The sequence below is a fragment of the Phytobacter diazotrophicus genome, from assembly GCF_052061655.1.
GTDB lineage: Bacteria > Pseudomonadota > Gammaproteobacteria > Enterobacterales > Enterobacteriaceae > Phytobacter > Phytobacter diazotrophicus.
Genome location: NZ_CM125428.1, coordinates 3,078,694 through 3,096,325, shown reverse-complemented (window position 1 = coordinate 3,096,325; position 17,632 = coordinate 3,078,694). Strand labels below are relative to the sequence as shown.

Here is a 17,632-nt window from a genome sequence, read left to right as displayed (position 1 = left end):
ACGTTGCCTGTGCGCTGGCCTGGTCACGTACTTATCTACGTTATTCAGACTCGCTGCGTTCATGCAACACGAATTAGTGAGAAAAAAGCTCTGACATGAGTTTTCCCCTGCACCCGTGCAGGGGCTTTTTTTGCAATAAAATAGGGGGGGCAGACACAATGCAGGCGTGGTGTGCATGGTTATTGCGACTAAACCCGTAGCTTTGTCGCCATTAAACGAGGCGCTGTAGGCCATATGTGAAATGCAGCACGGGTATGGGGCAGATAATCACCAGGCAATCATCTTATATTTGAATGCCTGGCACGCCCGGCCAGACCACCTCGAATGATTAAGTCATTATTAGCGTGCTTACGGGCCGCTTTCCAGGCGTTCTAAACAGGCGTAATGGCTTAGAGATATTGTGTCCCCTTCGCTGCGGCTTCCGCAGCACAAAATCCGCGGGCTGTAATGTCAAAAAGAAACTCAATATCCGTTTGCTCAATATTCATCTTTTGACGGAACAGCGCCTCAGTGTATGCGATACGCCATGTATTCATAATAATGGTGGCGAGTAGATGCGCCGTTGGATCCGTCTCTGGCTGCCCGACATTTGACGCCAACATTTTTCCAAGTTGTTTGCAAATAATATCAAACTGCATAATGCCGAAGGTACTCAGCGTTGTGCTGTCCGAAACAACCTGCCAAAATTTAACGACATTCTGGTTAATCATAAAAACTTTATGTTTTTGCTCAAGTAATTCAGCCGTCAGCCCCTTCAATTTGGCGAGCGGGGACCGTTCTTTACGGTTCTTAAGGCTTTCCTCCAGTAATTCCGTTATCTCGCCCATGCGGTCAAACAACAGTTCTTCCTTACGCACAAAATAGTTAGACACTGTCATCTTCGATACATTTGCCGCCTGCGCAATATCACTAATGGTTACGTTATCAAAACCATATCGGATAAAAAGCTTGGTGGCTTCATTGGAAATATGTTGCCGGGTAAGTCTCTTCTTCTGTTCTCTCAGTCCTTCCGGTTTGTTTGTCTTCATTGTTTTCCTCTCTCACCGATCAGCGGACAAATTCCCCTTGATCTTTTATTTGTTATAAATTTATACTCGATACAACTTTTTATCAAGTAAAACTAATGGTCGAAATCAATTATGGACACCATCATAAACCCAGGTTGTCTGGTTAACTCACTGTTTTCTTTCACATCCATCTATCTGGGAAGCCGGGTCGATACACATCGGAGACTACCATGCTATTGATAACATCAGCGATAACGTCTGCCTCTGTAGCCCAGGGGAACGGTGAACATGCCAGTCCTGGCGCTGTGAGCCGAAAACGGGGCATTTTGCGTATGGCCTTTCTTATCCTTATTGTTTTTGCTGGCATTTGTGCCTGGTGGATAGTCAACGGTTGGTATATCGAAGAAACCGATGACGCTTTTATCAAAGCGGATAGTGTCTCCATTTCATCAAAAATCGGCGGATATGTTGAGGAAGTTCTGGTGACGGATAATCAAGGGGTACATAAAGGAGAGCCACTGCTTCGTCTTGATAGCCGCCATAGTCATGCAGCGATCGATAAAAAAGTAGCTGATATTGTCAGGTTTGAAGCGGACAAAGCACAAGTGCAGGCGCAAATCGCGCAACTGGAAGCGCAACTCATACAGGCCGATGTGCAGCAACAAGCCGCTCGCCTGGCCGCACAACATGCAGAAAATGAATGGGCCCGCTATCAACCACTCGTAAAGACAGGGGCGACTACACCACAGCAACTAGCTGACAAAGATAACGCCCGTCAACAAGCCTGGGCGCAATTACATGCACTTGAGGCGGGAGTAAAAGTTGCCCGGGCAAAAATTGTCGAGTGCCACGCTCAAGAAAAAGGATACGAGGCCCAGTTGCAGGGCGCTAAAGCTGACCTGCAAAGTAGCAACCTGGATTTAGAAGATACCGTTTTGCAAAGTATGCAGGATGGCACGGTGGGAGATGTAGGGGTCAGAGCAGGACAGTACATCCAGGCGGGTTCACGTTTAATGTCGATAGTGCCAACCAAAAGCATTTACGTTATTGCCAACTTTAAAGAGACCCAGGTTGGTCGCATGCGGCCCAATCAACCCGTGCGCTTACGTATAGATGCTTTTCCAGGAAAGACCTTTGCAGGCCATATTGAAAGTCTTGCGCCTGCAACCGGATCGGAATTCGCATTATTGCCACCGGAAAATGCGACCGGCAATTTCACGAAAGTTGTGCAGCGGGTTCCGGTTCGAATTCGTTTCGATAAACAAAACATGCCATCCACAATGATGACAGGCCTGTCAGCAAAAGTTGAAGTTGATACACGCCAGGAGCCTCAACATCATGGATGAGCAAATCAAACCCCAAAATAACGCAACACTGACGGACTGGATCGCTGTTGCAGCAGGCGCGGCCGGTGCCCTTATGGCGACACTCGATGTCTCAATTACTAACTCGGCATTACCGCAAATTCAGGGCGCAGTAGGTGCTACGGGAACAGAAGGAACCTGGATTACCACCGGCTATATGATGTCCGAAATTGTGATGATACCGCTGGTGGCATGGCTGACAAAATGGCTTGGGCTACGTAACTTGCTGGTTATGAATGCAACACTGTTTATTGTTTTCTCTTTTTTGTGTGGCTTTTCATCCAGTTTGCCGTTTTTGATTGCGGCCCGCGTGGGGCAGGGGTTCTGTGGCGGTGCCATGATCCCTACCGCGCAATCGATCGTCCGAACGCGTTTACCGTTACATCAGCTTCCAGTCGGGATGACTGCATTTGGCCTGACAGTCATTATGGGGCCATTGTTGGGGCCTGTTGTGGGGGGCTGGCTTACCGAAAATGCAAACTGGTCATGGTGTTTTTTTATTAATGGGCCAATCTGTCTCGTCATGTTAGTCATGCTGCTTTGCGGGTTACCTGCAGAGAAAATTAAATCGCACGAGTTTGTTAAAGCGGATTGGTTAGGAATCGCGGGTCTGGCGCTAGGCCTCAGTACATTGATAGCGATTCTGGAAGAAGGACAGCGAGAAAACTGGTTTGAATCAACAATGATTTGCAGGCTTAGCGTGATTTCGGTTACAGGCTTGTTGATGATTATCATGTCGCAAATATATGTTGAAAAACCCGTTTTAAACCTCAGGCTATTCAGGAATAAAAGTTTCTCCTCAGTCATCATCATTATATTCGTTACCGGGATTGTCCTTTATGGCATTGCTTACCTGGTGCCGCAATTCCTTTCACATATCGCAGGTTATAATGCTGAGCAATCCGGTGGCGTATTATTGCTTGCCGGGATACCCGCCTTATTATTAATGTATATTTTGCCCCGTCTGGTGACGAAAGTGGATATCAGGCTGATCGTTATTCCTGGCCTGGTGCTTTTTGCAATAAGTTGCTTTATGGATACATCGCTTAGCATACAAAGCTCAGGAGATAGTTTCGTCTTTTCACAACTGGTTCGCGGCACCGCGCAAATGCTCTGTATGATGCCACTAAACCAGGCGGCAATGGCAGCGGTGACGAAAGAAGAGTCGGGTGATGCCGCTGGTTTATATAATATGGCGCGTAACTTAGGTGGGGCAATAGGTCTTGCGCTGATAGGGACATTTTTAGATAGGAGAGAAGTCTTCCATAATACTGTACTCAGAGAATCTGTACATGCCAGTTCTCCGGTGGCTCAGTCTAAGTTCGAGGCGCTTGCAGGAGCCTCCGTGGGCGGGGATAGCCACGTAATATCGGCGGCTCAACTGGTAAAAATGATCGCGCAGCAGTCGTCTGTATTGGCCTATAATGAAACATACTTTGTGTTGATGGTGTCGATTTTGTTGTGCATACCGATGGCGTTTTTGTTAAAACGGCCGCAGAAAAAGTAATCGCCACTCTATTGTCATTATTATCTTGTTTTATCGCTTAAGTATCTTTGAGACTATCCTGGCAAAATATTTTGTCTAATGTTATCGGTTGAAACTATAAATTTAACGCCAGGCTTATGTGTTTTTATCATCCGCTCGCACACTATTTCCATGGAAGGAGATAGCTTTCTTGTCTTTGCCAGAAGAACCAGTAACCAGCATTCCCGCTTGAGAGGTAGAGTACTTAACTTTTATTATTTCGACGAATTACGCAGAATATCGGTTATCCGTATCATTGCTTCAAGATCATCTTCGCTAAGCCATTTTGCAAAATGTTCATAAATCCCGTTTTGATGCACGGGCTGGGCTACGGAGAGCTGAAGACGACCTTTATCTGTCATGCTGATAAATGAACTATTCCCACCCTCGCTTTTTTTCTCGATTAATCCTCGCGTTTCCATGCGGGACAATTGATGAGACAAACGCGTCTTATCCCATTCAAGGAAAGTCTGTATATCACACTGGCGCTGTTGTTTATCGCCATTCATGCTGAGTTGCATCAGGATCGTAAAATCAGCGGATGATAAACCCGTTTTTTGTGTTATTTCGCGGCCTATACGAGAGGCAATCACTTCGCCCATTCGGCGAAACCCCCGCCATGCATTGATTTCACTTTGGGTCAGGTCTTCTTTTTTCATAGGGTAGCTACCGTTAAACAAAGTTGACATATCAACTCTGCCACTGTAAAGGTTGATATGTCAACTTAAACCATCACTAAGATGTATCAGGTCACCATAACGTCGACGGATTTATGGTTCGACCATGCTCACGTTGCCTTGGGTAACGGGAGATCTTGCGTCCGTCCAGGACCTTTCTCTCTTAATTATTGACTATTTATTTGCCTGATTTTAATAAATAAAGAGGAACACAGTATGACCGAATCGCATGAAATCGCCATTGTGGGTGGGGGTATTGGTGGACTGACACTGGCTCGCATTCTTCAACAAAACGGCTTAGACGCTGTGGTCTTTGAACGGGATACATCACGCTATGCACGTGACCAGGGAGGGACACTGGATATCCATGCTGATTCCGGGCAGGTTGCGATAAAAGCGGCGGGTTTAGAAGAACAGTTTCATGCCCTTGCAAGACCGGAAGGCCAGCAAATGCGCATTGTGGATAAAACGGGTCACTGTTTTTGGGAGGAATCGGTTGCGGAAGATAACTTTGATCGTCCAGAAATAGACCGCAAGCAACTGCGGGATCTGTTGATTGATTCTCTGGAGCCAGACCGCATACGCTGGGATCATCGACTTGTCAGTACGCAACCTGCGGCAACGGGTAGCCATTCGCTCTTTTTTGAAAATGGTAGGCAGGTCCAGGCAAATATTCTTGTCGGCGCGGATGGTGCGGGCTCGCGGATCCGCCCGTTATTGACCTCTGAGGAGCCTTTCTATTCAGGTGTAAGCTTTATAGAAACAGAAATACTGAATCCAGACAGTGCATACCCGATTATTTCTGCAATGGTGGGTAAGGGGAGTTTTATGGCGCTTTCTGACAATAAAGGACTGATTGCGCAGCGTAATGGCGATAATAAAATCCGTCTGTATATCGCTTTACGATTACCTGAAAATCGCGGTCAAAGAAATGTCCAGTCACTCTGCCCGACAGAAACACGTGAGGCGCTGGCGACCCTCTTCGCTGACTGGGCCCCTGCGCTGAGAAATTTCATTCATGCGAGTGAAGGGGCATTTTTACTGCGCCCCATTAATATGCTTCCTGTAGGGATCCAATGGGAAAATAATGCCAATATTACACTGCTGGGGGATGCTGCACATCTTATGTCACCCTTTGCGGGTGCTGGCGCCAATCTGGCTATGCTCGATGCATCAGAACTGGCCTGCGAGTTAGTGTCGGGTAACAATCCTGCTGAGGCTATCAAGCGCTATGAGGCAAGAATGTTCGTGCGTGCACATTCCGCAGCACAAGAAAGTGCACGTAACCTTGAACTTAGCATTGCGATGAACGGCGCGGAAAATATGGCAAAATTGATGAATTCATATTTAACAGATTGTTAAGACTCGCCTGGTTTTCTGGGTAGCGGCTTCTGAATTAAATTAAAGTTTATTGTTGCGATAATTTAATTAGCATTTCTTCAGTAACCTCATATCCAAAGGCAACGTCAATGTCTGGAATACATGTCAGGATTCAGACGGTTATTTAATTCTCTGTCTGACCTGAGGTTAAACTTCGATTACCCGAATGCCAAATTTTTGCGCCATTTTTGTACACTCCGCTGTGTCCTCTCCGCCAGGAAAGGCCAGCAGCACGTCAGGGCGACTGTCTTCCAACATAAACAGATTACGCCTGGTTTCCGCATATTTTCCATGCAGCATCCAGTTTGCCGGGTAGCGAATAACATGAACATCGGCCTCGCGTGCCCAGGTTTCAATGACGATGCCCAGCGCCTGGTGACCTCCGTGGATAAGCACATCTATCGTCTGCGTTCGGGCATATAAATCCAGTACGCGAGTGAGGGTATGGATGTCGGCATAAAACCGACCTGAGCAGATTAGAACTCTCACTATTTTCTTCCTTATGTTGTTTTTCTTGATAAGGCAGGTATGCACACCATAGCGGCCCTGTTCTACAGGGCCGGAGGCGTTTTAATAAACAGTGGGGACTCATCACCAAGGCGCTCAATGACCGGATATGCGACGGCGGCGATGTGGTGATGCACGCGGCGGTAATCCCGTAAAACGCGCTGGAAGATATCGCCGGATTCCGCCCAGGCATTTTTATCCTCACGCAGCTTTTTGAAATGCTCGCGGCTGGCGGCAGCCTCGAGCTGACGAACGGTTTCCTTACGCTGCACCAATTCATAGGCGGCCGATAAGTCTTCACGCATAAATGCAGCTATACCGAGGCGCAAACTGGTAAGGATCTCTTCGTGAAACAGGCGGATATTGTGTAACTCAAAATAACTAAACACCTCCCCACGGCGTGCGCGGCGAGTAGCCAGTTGGGCCAGATTGCTGGAAAGAATATCTCCCGCATGTTCAACATTGATAATGAACATCAGTATCTCCTGCGCACGGTCGGCATCTGCATCATTCAGTCCATCCTGACCAATATCAGCGAGGTAGGCGCGAACCGCCGCGCCGAGCAGATCGACCGATTGATCAAGCTGACGGATATCCTCGGTAGCCTGTTTCTCCTGTGTCACGAACAGTATCAGCAGGCGGTCCAGCATGGTCGATAGCATATCTGCAGCCCGTAGTGACTCTCGAACCGAGTTTGACAGGCCTATATAGGCGACCTCCAGTCCTGCGGCGTCCAGATACATCGGCATGCCAGGGTCATCAGGTTGCTCTTTTTCCGGGAAAATTCGCTCCAGGATGTGGGCCATTTGTGGAGTCAGGCCAATAAAAAGCAGTGCGAGCACGGTGCTAAAGGCTGTGTGGAACCAGACCACCAGTTGCGGTGTGCTCAGTCCGGATTCTTGTACATAATCAGTGAGCAGTGGCAGCAGCAGTAATGTCAGAACACATCCAGACAGGCGAATGATCAGGTTGCCAATCGGCAGACGACGCGCCACGCCAGAACCTGCGTTCAGAATCGGTGGCAGCGCATTACCTATGTTTGCTCCAAGCACTAACACCATTGCTGTCGCTGGTGTCATCGCGCCGGTGGTGGCAAGAGACGCTATCAATAACACAATGGCTACGCTGGAGTGGCAAATCAGTGTCAGCAGCGCGGCGACCAGTAGAGCGATAAAAATATCTCCCTCCAGCCCCTGCATGACAGCATGGAAAACCGGTGTGACTTCAATTTCTGCCAAAGCACCGCCAAGCAGATGCAGGGCGAGCAGCATCAAACCAAGCCCAATTAGCGCGCAACCCACGCTCTCGAAGTTGGAATGGTCGCGCAGTTTAAAGACCACAAAGCCGATCAACAGAAGCAATGGAATAGCGATTTCAGTGTTAAAACTCATCACTTGCACGACGAGCGTGGAGCCAATGTTGGCGCCCAGCATCACGGCAAGTGCGGGGGCCAGGCTGAGCGTTCCGGCGGCGGTAAATGATGTGGCCATCATACTTACCGCAGTGCTGCTTTGCAGAATACCGGTAATGCCAATGCCTGATAGCAGGGCGGTGAAGCGGTTAGTGAGGTGGCGCCCCATCCAGTTGCGTAGCGGCGTGCCAAAGCCACGCTGAAGTGCTGTAGCGATCATATGGCTGCCCCAGAGCAGCAAAGTAATGGCACCAGCCAGGTTAATTAACAGCGTCGTTCCGGACATCATTAACTTTCCTTCTTATTGACGGGTGTAGTAACAAAACGCAGTAGCCTTATCGAAAAACGATTCAGGGTACTGGCGAAAGTGAGTAACAATTTTGTGTGTCGGTAGCTAATTCTCCCCCCGGCATACCATGCCAAAGCATGTATTCGCGAGGCGTGGGTTATTTTCATTAAAAATAAGGTCATCAATACAATGGTCTTATTTTTAATCAGGAAAATAAGGGAAGGTTGTTTTTCCATAATGCTTTCCAGCTTGTGTTGCCTGCCTGAAAAGTGCCGCCGAAGCGGCACGGTACTACTCTGGTTAACGCAGCGTCAGTGCCACTGTTTAAAGCGACGCATGTAGATCACTTTCATGCTCTGCGCCACGCAGCAGTAGGCAAGCAGGGTGCCTGCCAGCCATGGGAAGTATTGCCATGGTAGCGCCTGGAGCCCAACCAATGGCCCAAGCGGAGAGAAGGGCACATAAATACCAATCGCCATAATTAATCCGGTCATCATCATCACCGGCCAGGCTGCGGTGCTCTGAATAAACGGTATTTTCTGGGTGCGCAGCATATGGACCACCAGTGTCTGTGACAGCAATCCTTCAACGAACCAGCCAGACTGGAACAGGGTCTGCATGTGCTCGCTGTTGGCGCTGAACACAAACCACATCAGGGCGAACGTGGTCATGTCGAAAATGGACGATGTCGGGCCAATCCAGACCATAAAGCGTCCAATGTTTTTTGCATCCCACTTGCGCGGCTTGCTCAGGAACTCTTTGTCTGTTTTGTCCCACGGCAGCGCGAGTTGGGAGATGTCGTACATCAGATTTTGCAGCAGCAATTGAATCGCAAGCATGGGCAAAAAAGGAATAAATGCGCTGGCGACGAGCACCGAGAACACGTTGCCGAAGTTAGAGCTGGCGGTCATGTTCAGATACTTCATGATATTGCCAAAGGTCTCCCGGCCTTTGATTACGCCTTCTTCCAGTACCATCAGGCTCTTTTCAAGCAGGATGATATCGGCGGACTCTTTGGCGATATCGGTGCCGCTGTCGACCGAGATGCCTACATCGGCATCACGCAGGGCGGGAGCATCGTTAATACCATCGCCAAGGAAGCCGACGGTATGGCCATTGGCTTGCAAGGCTTTTAGTACCCGCGATTTCTGCAGTGGCGTCAGTTTGGCAAACACGGTGCGCTCTTCCACCAGTTGCTGGAGAGACGTATCGTTAAGTTGTTCAATCTGCGTGCCGAGTACCGGCTCACCGGGTTCCAGCCCAACCTGGCGACAAATGCGCGTGGTGACGATGGCGTTATCGCCAGTCAGCACTTTTACCGCTACACCAATGTCCATCAGTGCCTTGATAGCAGGGCCTGCGCTCTCCTTCGGTGGATCGAGAAAGGTGAGGAAGCCACGGATGATCAGGTCGTGCTCATCCTCAGTACTGTACTGTTTTTTCGCCTCGCCATGAGGTATGTCGCGCGTGGCCACAACAAGTACACGAAAGCCGTCTTTGTTGTAGTCGTTTGCCATCGTAAGCATCTCGTCACGGCGCTGGTTATCCAGTGCCATAACCTTGCCGTTTTCTTCCACGTGCGTGGCGATGCTCATCATCTCTTCTACTGCGCCTTTGCATACCAGCAGATGATTGCCCCGGCTGTCCTTCACCACTATTGAAAGGCGGCGGCGGACAAAATCAAACGGCATTTCATCGACCTTACTGTAGCCTTGAGGTTTGACGAAATCCGGCTCATTTTCAGAGAAGTAAATCACCGCCTGATCCATGAGGTTCTTGATGCCGCTTTGATGGTGGCTATTGAGCCAGGCCAGCGCCAGCACAGACTCGTTTTTCTGACCGTGCGTGTCGACGTGATGTTCGAGGATGATTTTGTCCTGCGTCAGCGTACCGGTTTTGTCGGTACACAACACATCCATGGCCCCCAGGTTCTGGATAGCATTGAGACGCTTCACAACCACTTTGCGTTTCGCCATGGCCACCGCACCTTTGGCGAGGTTTGCACTGACGATCATCGGTAGCATTTCCGGCGTCAGGCCAACTGCGACCGCCAGAGCAAACAGCAGAGCATCCCACCATTCGCCTTTCAGCAGGCCGTTAATCAGGAACACCACCGGCACCATCACCAGCATAAAGCGGATCAGTAACCAACTGACGCTGTTAACCCCGCGGTCAAACGCCGTTTTCGCCCGGGTACCGACAATAGCTTTTGCCAGCGAACCGAAATAGGTTCGTGGCCCGGTAGAAACCACCACAGCCTGCGCAGTGCCGCTAACCACATTGGTCCCCATAAAGCAGATATTAGGGATATCAAGAAGATTTTCGGTTTCGCGCGCTTCGTCATGTGCAGACTTTTGTGCAACGGCGCCGAGGGTATCGTACTTCTCAATCGGCAGCGCTTCACCAGTCAGGACAGCCTGGCTGATAAACAGGTCGCGTGATTCAATCAGGCGAATATCCGCCGGGATCATATCCCCCGCATAAAGCTGCACAATATCGCCCACGACCAATTCACGCATCGGGATCTCACGGGGCGTGCCTTTTTGCCCCGCGTGGTCGCGACGCACTACCGTTGCGGTTGTGCGCACCATCGCTTTCAGCGCTTCGGCAGATTTCGCTGAGCGGTGTTCCTGCCAGAAGCGCACCAGACCGCTGAGGGCTACCATGGTGCCGATGATGATAACGGTGGTGAGGTCACCTTCCTCGCCGTGGCTGGTTGGCAACCAGTAATCGGTAAAGAAGCTGATCCCTGCCAGAATAGCCAGCACATAGATAAACGGGTTATTGAAGGCCATCAGCAGTTGGAGCAGCGCGTGAGGCGGCTTGTCGTGAGCGACTTCGTTCATGCCATCCCGCGCCAGGCGGACACTGGCTTCGACTTCCTGTAGCCCTTCCCGGGTGGTGTTGAGGTTGACCAGGGTTTGCGCAATGCCATTTTTGGCTTCCTGGGCGGTACGCAGAGAATGCATGTTTTTTTTATTACGGTTCTTGGTTTGTACTGTCATGGTGGTGCTCCTGTCGCCGGACGGCAGCAAGCTTTTTACGGTGAATGCCGGATTATGGGCAGCCGGAAATAGCCCGATGTCGCATAAACGATCGGTTTTAAATTAATTTCGCACAGGGCTTCCCTCTATTTATTTTCATAAATAAACAGATGAGAAATTTATTTTTCTTTTAGCTGGACGTGATCATTCCGGATGATGTTTCTGTTTGCACACATCAGGAAATAAACAGGTACCAATAGCAATGCAACTCAGCATGACACTCGGGCACAGGCCGCGACATAGCGCACCGATACCCTGAACAGCATCACGGCTGAATCAGGCGATGGAGGGTCTACTTTGTGGGTCTTCGCTTTCAGAAAAGCTGCAACGACGCTCCAACTGACCGGTGACAGGACTGACACGCCAGTTAGTGATGCGCTTGTTCAACTCACTGATTTTCGCAGAGAAAATTGAGCTGGATGTTTTTTTACGTGCAGACGCTACCCTGTCGTGGGGCGTTCGGACACGCAGTGTTGATGTCGCGGTTTTGACATCGGGTAAAAGGGTAGATTTGAAGTTCATAACACACCTCGGGACCGTGACGACTCTGGTCGAGGTGGCACAACACAAGAGCCTCAGGCTCCGGCGAGACACACCAAAACGAAGAAGTGATCACAATCGATTTCATGTTTACTTACCCGAACAGCCACGGTGGCATTATTCGGGCAGCGACTAAATTCAGTATCCATTTGTCTCTTATGTCAGGTTAGGAAAGGCCTCAACTTAGGCAGGTGAAATCTACCCAGAGCAAATATTATTGTCAACCCGTCAATAGAAATTAAATTTCCTCGTTTATATTCTGTATAGAAATATTCATTTTCAAGATATTGGTGGGGCATAGCAGATGCGACTGTGACCAATAGCCTCTGCTTTTTTGGGGACATCTTGCGCGGGTGACCCGGTGAGGATCAGATCGACCAATCGCCATCTCTTTTCGCTGCGGCATGTATATCACTTTAAAAAATATAAATAAAATAGCCTGGGTTACATTTTTATGACAAAAGACTTTTCCTGGTGATCTCGAAAACTGTTGACAAACTCAACGGTAAAGATAAATTTGAGCAACTGCTCTAATTTGCCATAATCCTTTGAGGTAGCGTAAAAGTCATTCTCAGGGATTAATAAAAAACACGCCATGACCAGGGGAGATACCGCTATGTCACATTTTTTCCAGACAACGAAGTTAAAGAAAACAAATAGGTTAACCGTGGCGTTTGCTTTTGCTATTTTCACCGCGCCGACCTTAGCAAATGCTGCTATGTCAAAGAGTTATAATGTCGCCGTTTATCGGGGCCAGGCTGGATGTCCGGGGTGTTCCGAAATGGTTGTTAAATCTCTTATCGGCACTGGTTTGCCACTGCATATTTCTTATGTGGGTGAAAAAGAAAAGCTAAAACTCAATGAACAAACGCTAAAGAAATTTGATATCTATATTCAGCCTGGCGGCGGTCAGGATATACCTGGTTCTTATGAGGTTATTGGCGATGAAGGTGCTGAGGCTATTCGTCAATTCGTGAAAAATGGCAAAAATTTTATTGGTATTTGCATGGGAGCCTATCTTGCCGATAAAGACTGGATAGGGCTGATTGACGCTCCCCTTGAGTCAGAAGTGGGAAGGCCTGATTCACGCGCCAGGGATGAGGGAGATTACACCTTGCAAATCAAATGGAATAATAAGCAAGAAGCTTTTTACTTCCAGGATGGCCCCTATCTCAACAACACCACCTCAGGCAATGGGTTCCAGGCGATCGCGTATTACGAGAATGGAGATATAGCCATCGCCAGTTATAAATATGGCAAAGGAAACGTCATATTATCAGGGCCGCATCCCGAAGCCGATGAGACCTGGATAGACACTACCGCTGTAGGTAATACCACAGCGGGAAGTAAGATGCAGAGAATTCTTGGCTATTTTGGTATAAAAAAGAACTAATTTCTACAGCACGTTTTCATACGTGCTCAGGAGAATTTTCCAAGGATTTTAAAAGAAAGTTCAGAAATTTCATCAAGAAAATTACTTCTCTTTTTCTCTGAATAGTCGAGGATCAGCATACTGGAATATCCATCTATTAATGCATTTATTTGTCTGGCTGAAACAGAGGCGTTTACCGAAAGAAATTCGCCTTCATCAAGGCCATAGCCGATGATTTCCTCAAGGATATTGATCCATTGAAGAGACTGATTATGCACCAGGTTAGCATAATCAGTATCACGCGCAGCCATCGGCCAGAGCTCAAGGTAGAGCAGCCAGTGTGCTGAGGGGGCATCAGGTAATAGCGTTCTGATATAGAGCTTAACTCTGTCGGTAGCGCTCATACCTGGCGAGGCTTTCAGGGTTTCCCTGCACTCTTGTATATCACTGTCAAACATATATTCAACAGCCGCTTTTTTTAACGTTTCCCAGTCGCGGTAATAATGATAAATGTGGCTTCTGGAAATATTAAGTTTTTGTGTTAAATCACGCGTGGAAACATTGCTGAATCCTTTTTCTCTAAAAAGTTGCAGAGCGGCTATCTTTATCAGTTCGGAAAAATTTGCCGTTTTCAAGATTTAACCTTTTTCAACGCATAAAACGGAATTATAACATAAGTGCTCTTAATCTGCACGCTTTCAAGCGCTTAACTGCTATATGCCAGAGCGTAAAACGAGCGATATATATTTTTTGATTACCGCAGAGTTGATTGCAAACAAAAAACATACCCTGTTTTTAAATATCGTAGCCCAGGGTGTTACGCCATTTTTCCCATTTCATCCTGAGGCTTTTTTTATCGATGCCAATTTTTTCGTTGAGCACAACAATATTCAACATGCGGTCAGCACGGAAATGGCGGAAGTTCAGTTTTTCCTCACACCATGCGATGAGCAAGCAATGCGTCAGGTCATATCCTAATACGATCGGCCAAATAATCCTTTTCGATATCGTTCCATCTGCGGCACGGTACTCCAGAAACATTTTCCGGCTATCGCGTATCGCCGCCCGGATCAGGCGAGTGTCTACTTTCTCTATGCCAGAGTTTTCGGGTTTAACGGCAACGGCTGCGTCATTTAAAAAACACATCAACTTGTCAGGAATCACCGAAGCTATTTTAGACAGGACATCATTTGCATTGTTAGCAAGGGTGGCATCCGGCAGGTGTTTCACTAATTCAACCCCTAAAAAGATCGCCTCTAGTTCTTCTGCGGTAAACATTAAAGGGGGCATATCGTAATCTGAGCGCAGTATGTATCCTGTTCCCGCTTCTCCCTCTATAGGAACCCGTTGCCCGGCCAGGTCGGCAATATCCCGATAAATCGTGCGCTTAGACACCTCAAGTTCTTCTGCCAGCCTTGCTGCAGTAACCGGAAGCTTTTTCCTGCGAAGTATTTGGATTATCTGGAAAAGCCTGTCTGCACGTCTCATTTATTTTTTTCCTGTTGCCACCACGGTGTCAGTAGATTTGAAGGATGATACCTCCTGATGCTGTTCCTGCCGCAACCTGGAGAATATTCGATGAAATTAGTTTCTACCCGACTCATTGTGCAAGACATCAATAAAGTTGTTGAGTTTTATGAATTCATTACAGGTTTTAGCGCTGACTGGCTTGCACCTGTCTTTGCCGAAATTGTAACGCCAGGGGCCGTGATAGCCATTGGAAGCGGAGAAACGGTGGCATTGTTTAAGGAAGGGTGCGCAAAACCAGCCGCGAACCAATCCGCAATCCTTGAGTTTCTGGTAGAAGATGTAGACCATCAATTTAACAGATTAAAAGAATACGGTGTGGTGTTTGTCCATGAACCAAAGGATATGCCCTGGGGGAACAGGACACTACAGCTCCGCGACCCGGAGGGCACCCTCGTGTCATTATTCACACCTGTAACGGATAGCGCCAGACAGCGATTTAATCGGTAATTGTGCTCATAATCCCCTTAAGGCGCGACAAAAAGAAAATCCACGCGATGGCGTGGATTTTTTTTGGGGCCAGTATGAGGTTTGATGCAACCTCATGAGACAACAAAACTTATTTAGACGTTGAACAGGAAGTTCTAGATTATCAGTTTTCAGTGCGTACCGATTTGTACCATATTTCATTGGTATTACATATTTATATCATGCACTTAGTTTATCTTGCGTTGTCATGCTGTTTCACCGATAATCACCTGTAGTCACGTTTATTCTGTACGCGTATTCGTACGCGGGATTCATCGGGTGGGATAGCTATGGCATTGAGAACAGACCGAGAGATAGCCAACCTCAAAACTGAGGAAGGAAAGCGAAAAGTTTTAGCTGTATCCAGTGGGGCAGGCGCGGGCTTATGTATAGAGGTCCGCCCGGACGCTGTTGCTAAATCGTGGCTATACCGATACCAGTTTGCTGGCAAGGCTAAGAAGATGACTCTGGGAAGTTACCCATCAATGTCATTGACTGAGGCCCGCAAAGCGCATATGCAAGCAATGGCAGTGCTAAAGTCAGGACAGGACCCGATAGCTGTTGTACGAGCAAATAAACAAAAATCCAGTTCCGTCCCTACCTTTGCCGAGTTGTTCAATGAGTGGATGGAGTGGAAATCTGTAGCTAAGCCACTGAAACCTCGGAGCCTGAAAGCGTACAACTACACCTTCGACAATTACATGGCTGAACTTCACAAGCTATTGGTTACAGATTTGAGCAGAAGCATTCTGTTTAATCATTTAGCAAAGCTACGAAAACAAACCGTTTCCGGCACTAAGAAAGCATTAACCATTTTTCAGCAGAGTCTCGATTACGGCGTGAATATTGGCGCTATTACTATTAACCCATCAAGAACCATTCGCCCCTCGGATATTGGGGCAACGGCTGCTGCACCTCGCCAAAGATGGCTTGAACGCGAGGAAGTTGCCGCATTCTGGAAAGGGCTTGAGGAAACCGGTGCTCACCCAGCACAGGTGAACTGTTTAAAGCTGATTTTGTTAACTGGAGCAAGAAGGACGGAAGCAAGCGAGATGAGGTGGGAAGAAATTATTAGCAGTAAATGGATTATCCCCGCCGAACGTAGCAAAAACAGTAAGAGCCACACTATCACGTTGCATCAAATGGCTCAGGATATTATCGCACACCAACGGGGAATTAGTGGTGGCAGTGAGTTTGTATTTGAAGCTATACGCACTCACGACGTTGGGAAAGCACATATAGATGGGAATGCGCTCCGCTGGTTGCTTGAACGTGTAAGGAGCCTGCATATGCCCCAGAGTGAACCATTCACATGTCATGACTTGCGTCGCAGCTTTGCTAGCGGCTGTGCTGAGTATCTGGATGCCAATGAGTCAATTATCGAACTGGCGTTGAATCATGCTAAGAGTGACCGTCTGGTAGCAACTTATCAGGCTGGGAAAAGGGCGGCAAAGGTGGAACAGCTTTTCCTGGAATGGGGCGAGTTTATTCAAACGCTGACGCAACCAGAACCAGTTGAGACTGATAACGTTGTACAAGTGACATTCGGGAGGCGTTAAGTGATGGAGGAAATTGGAAAACTCAAAGCAGTAGACCAAGTGGCGATATTAACAAGGACTTACAAATCATTGCTCGAACACTCGGATTTTGTATATGGTAAATATGATGATATGCAATCGAAAGCAACCAAAGAATTTCATCTGCGAAAAAAGCGGCTAGATAATTTTATTGGTGGCTTTAAAGATACCCCTTGGAAGATTGAATGGTTGTCAACACAGGATTTTATATCGCCACGTGACTCAATACCTCATGAAATCGTCAGAATTATTGGGAATAGGCAGCAACTAACGCCTTTTGTCACCAATGTTTGGCTAAATGAATATCCGTTTATAGCAGCTTTATTACAGGCTGATCTGTTGAGGAAGGTCGAATGGCCTAGAGGGAAGTCGTCCGCCATTTCTTTTTCGCACAATAACAGTGAAATTGACCTGGTAGGAGTCGTGTTGTTTTTAACCAAGATTATAGGGTTTAAGCAGAAAGCTGTATTTCAGTTTATTGCTATACATGGAAACCACGGTGGCGTGGATAGTGGGTTTGTTGATTCGGGTCAATTAAGCAAAGCGGCAGAGGCGATAAAGAAAACGTTTGAGTTACTCATGCCTGAATGGGATAAGCTGAATTTTGCTGTGGGGTCATTACAGGCTGAGGTGCGGGAGGTATTAAAAAAGGAAAAATAACAAGCTTTTCTATTCCTTTGAATGGGTTGTTTCAAATCATTATTGTGGTCACTGTGATACAGCATAACGCTGCTTGAAACTAGGAGATCACAAATGCTATTAACAATCAAACAATTATCCAGTCGTCTCGGTGTTAGCCGCGCAACCGTTGAGCGCCTGCGCCGTTCTCCCGAAGCATCTTTCCCTAAAGCCATTCCTATTGGTCCTAATTCAATCCGATTTTCTGAAACAGAAATCGACGCGTGGGTACAGGCTCGCCGTCAGTCAGTGGCAGCATGAATACC

At 47.8% G+C, this 17,632-nt stretch carries 16 protein-coding genes; 8 read left to right on the top strand and 8 right to left on the bottom strand.

Translation table 11 applies throughout. From position 1 onward, the window contains the following. Window positions 1-389 precede the first annotated feature (389 nt). Complete coding sequence (locus ACS0RQ_RS15115; protein WP_271849525.1) at window positions 390-1,028, bottom strand: TetR/AcrR family transcriptional regulator; 639 nt, start codon at window positions 1,026-1,028, stop codon at window positions 390-392. Window positions 1,029-1,339: 311 nt separating this feature from the next. Here ACS0RQ_RS15115 and ACS0RQ_RS15110 point away from each other — a divergent pair, with 311 nt between their 5' ends. After that, entirely contained in the window at window positions 1,340-2,353 is a 1,014-nt protein-coding gene (locus tag ACS0RQ_RS15110) for an HlyD family secretion protein (protein WP_271849526.1), read from the top strand. Beyond that, the gene (locus ACS0RQ_RS15105) at window positions 2,346-3,878 is read left to right on the top strand and encodes a DHA2 family efflux MFS transporter permease subunit (RefSeq protein ID WP_271849527.1); all 1,533 of its coding nucleotides are present in this window, start codon (window positions 2,346-2,348) and stop codon (window positions 3,876-3,878) included. Before ACS0RQ_RS15110 ends, ACS0RQ_RS15105 begins: the two co-directional genes overlap by 8 nt. A gap of 233 nt (window positions 3,879-4,111) precedes the next feature. On the opposite strand, the gene ACS0RQ_RS15100 is transcribed toward ACS0RQ_RS15105, so the two are convergent. After that, entirely contained in the window at window positions 4,112-4,555 is a 444-nt protein-coding gene (locus tag ACS0RQ_RS15100; protein ID WP_271849528.1) for a MarR family winged helix-turn-helix transcriptional regulator, read from the bottom strand. A gap of 234 nt (window positions 4,556-4,789) precedes the next feature. On the opposite strand from ACS0RQ_RS15100, the gene ACS0RQ_RS15095 reads away from it, so the two are divergent. After that, window positions 4,790-5,935, top strand: a complete 1,146-nt coding sequence (locus ACS0RQ_RS15095) for an FAD-dependent oxidoreductase (protein ID WP_271849529.1) — start codon at window positions 4,790-4,792, stop codon at window positions 5,933-5,935. Window positions 5,936-6,100: 165 nt separating this feature from the next. Here the strand turns inward: ACS0RQ_RS15095 and ACS0RQ_RS15090 are convergent, their stop codons facing one another. The 4 genes from ACS0RQ_RS15090 to ACS0RQ_RS15075 all read right to left on the bottom strand — a co-directional run bounded on the left by ACS0RQ_RS15090 (window position 6,101) and on the right by ACS0RQ_RS15075 (window position 11,726). Continuing rightward, window positions 6,101-6,442 (bottom strand): DUF2493 domain-containing protein, encoded by a 342-nt coding sequence (locus tag ACS0RQ_RS15090; RefSeq protein WP_271849530.1) that lies wholly within the window; start codon window positions 6,440-6,442, stop codon window positions 6,101-6,103. 62 nt (window positions 6,443-6,504) lie between these two features. Further along, window positions 6,505-8,157 (bottom strand): Na/Pi cotransporter family protein, encoded by a 1,653-nt coding sequence (locus ACS0RQ_RS15085; RefSeq protein ID WP_334312436.1) that lies wholly within the window; start codon window positions 8,155-8,157, stop codon window positions 6,505-6,507. Window positions 8,158-8,471: 314 nt separating this feature from the next. Then, complete coding sequence (gene mgtA / locus ACS0RQ_RS15080; protein ID WP_271849533.1) at window positions 8,472-11,165, bottom strand: magnesium-translocating P-type ATPase; 2,694 nt, start codon at window positions 11,163-11,165, stop codon at window positions 8,472-8,474. A 315-nt stretch (window positions 11,166-11,480) separates the two neighbouring features. After that, window positions 11,481-11,726, bottom strand: a complete 246-nt coding sequence (locus tag ACS0RQ_RS15075; protein WP_271849534.1) for a hypothetical protein — start codon at window positions 11,724-11,726, stop codon at window positions 11,481-11,483. A 634-nt stretch (window positions 11,727-12,360) separates the two neighbouring features. Here ACS0RQ_RS15075 and ACS0RQ_RS15070 point away from each other — a divergent pair. Next, window positions 12,361-13,137, top strand: a complete 777-nt coding sequence (locus ACS0RQ_RS15070; protein WP_271849535.1) for a BPL-N domain-containing protein — start codon at window positions 12,361-12,363, stop codon at window positions 13,135-13,137. Window positions 13,138-13,163: 26 nt separating this feature from the next. Here the strand turns inward: ACS0RQ_RS15070 and ACS0RQ_RS15065 are convergent, their stop codons facing one another. Beyond that, entirely contained in the window at window positions 13,164-13,751 is a 588-nt protein-coding gene (locus ACS0RQ_RS15065; RefSeq protein WP_271849536.1) for a TetR/AcrR family transcriptional regulator, read from the bottom strand. 160 nt (window positions 13,752-13,911) lie between these two features. Further along, entirely contained in the window at window positions 13,912-14,604 is a 693-nt protein-coding gene (locus tag ACS0RQ_RS15060; protein ID WP_271849537.1) for a helix-turn-helix transcriptional regulator, read from the bottom strand. Between the two features lie 90 nt (window positions 14,605-14,694). Here ACS0RQ_RS15060 and ACS0RQ_RS15055 point away from each other — a divergent pair, with 90 nt between their 5' ends. The 4 genes from ACS0RQ_RS15055 to ACS0RQ_RS15040 all read left to right on the top strand — a co-directional run bounded on the left by ACS0RQ_RS15055 (window position 14,695) and on the right by ACS0RQ_RS15040 (window position 17,627). Next, window positions 14,695-15,093 (top strand): VOC family protein, encoded by a 399-nt coding sequence (locus ACS0RQ_RS15055; protein WP_271849538.1) that lies wholly within the window; start codon window positions 14,695-14,697, stop codon window positions 15,091-15,093. A gap of 308 nt (window positions 15,094-15,401) precedes the next feature. Further along, window positions 15,402-16,670, top strand: coding sequence for a tyrosine-type recombinase/integrase (locus tag ACS0RQ_RS15050; RefSeq protein ID WP_334632827.1), 1,269 nt, complete (start codon window positions 15,402-15,404; stop codon window positions 16,668-16,670). After that, on the top strand, window positions 16,671-17,348 hold the full coding sequence (locus ACS0RQ_RS15045) for a hypothetical protein (protein WP_334632825.1): 678 nt from the start codon (window positions 16,671-16,673) through the stop codon (window positions 17,346-17,348). A gap of 93 nt (window positions 17,349-17,441) precedes the next feature. Beyond that, the gene (locus ACS0RQ_RS15040) at window positions 17,442-17,627 is read left to right on the top strand and encodes a helix-turn-helix transcriptional regulator (protein WP_105529655.1); all 186 of its coding nucleotides are present in this window, start codon (window positions 17,442-17,444) and stop codon (window positions 17,625-17,627) included. The last annotated feature ends 5 nt before the right edge of the window (window positions 17,628-17,632 follow it).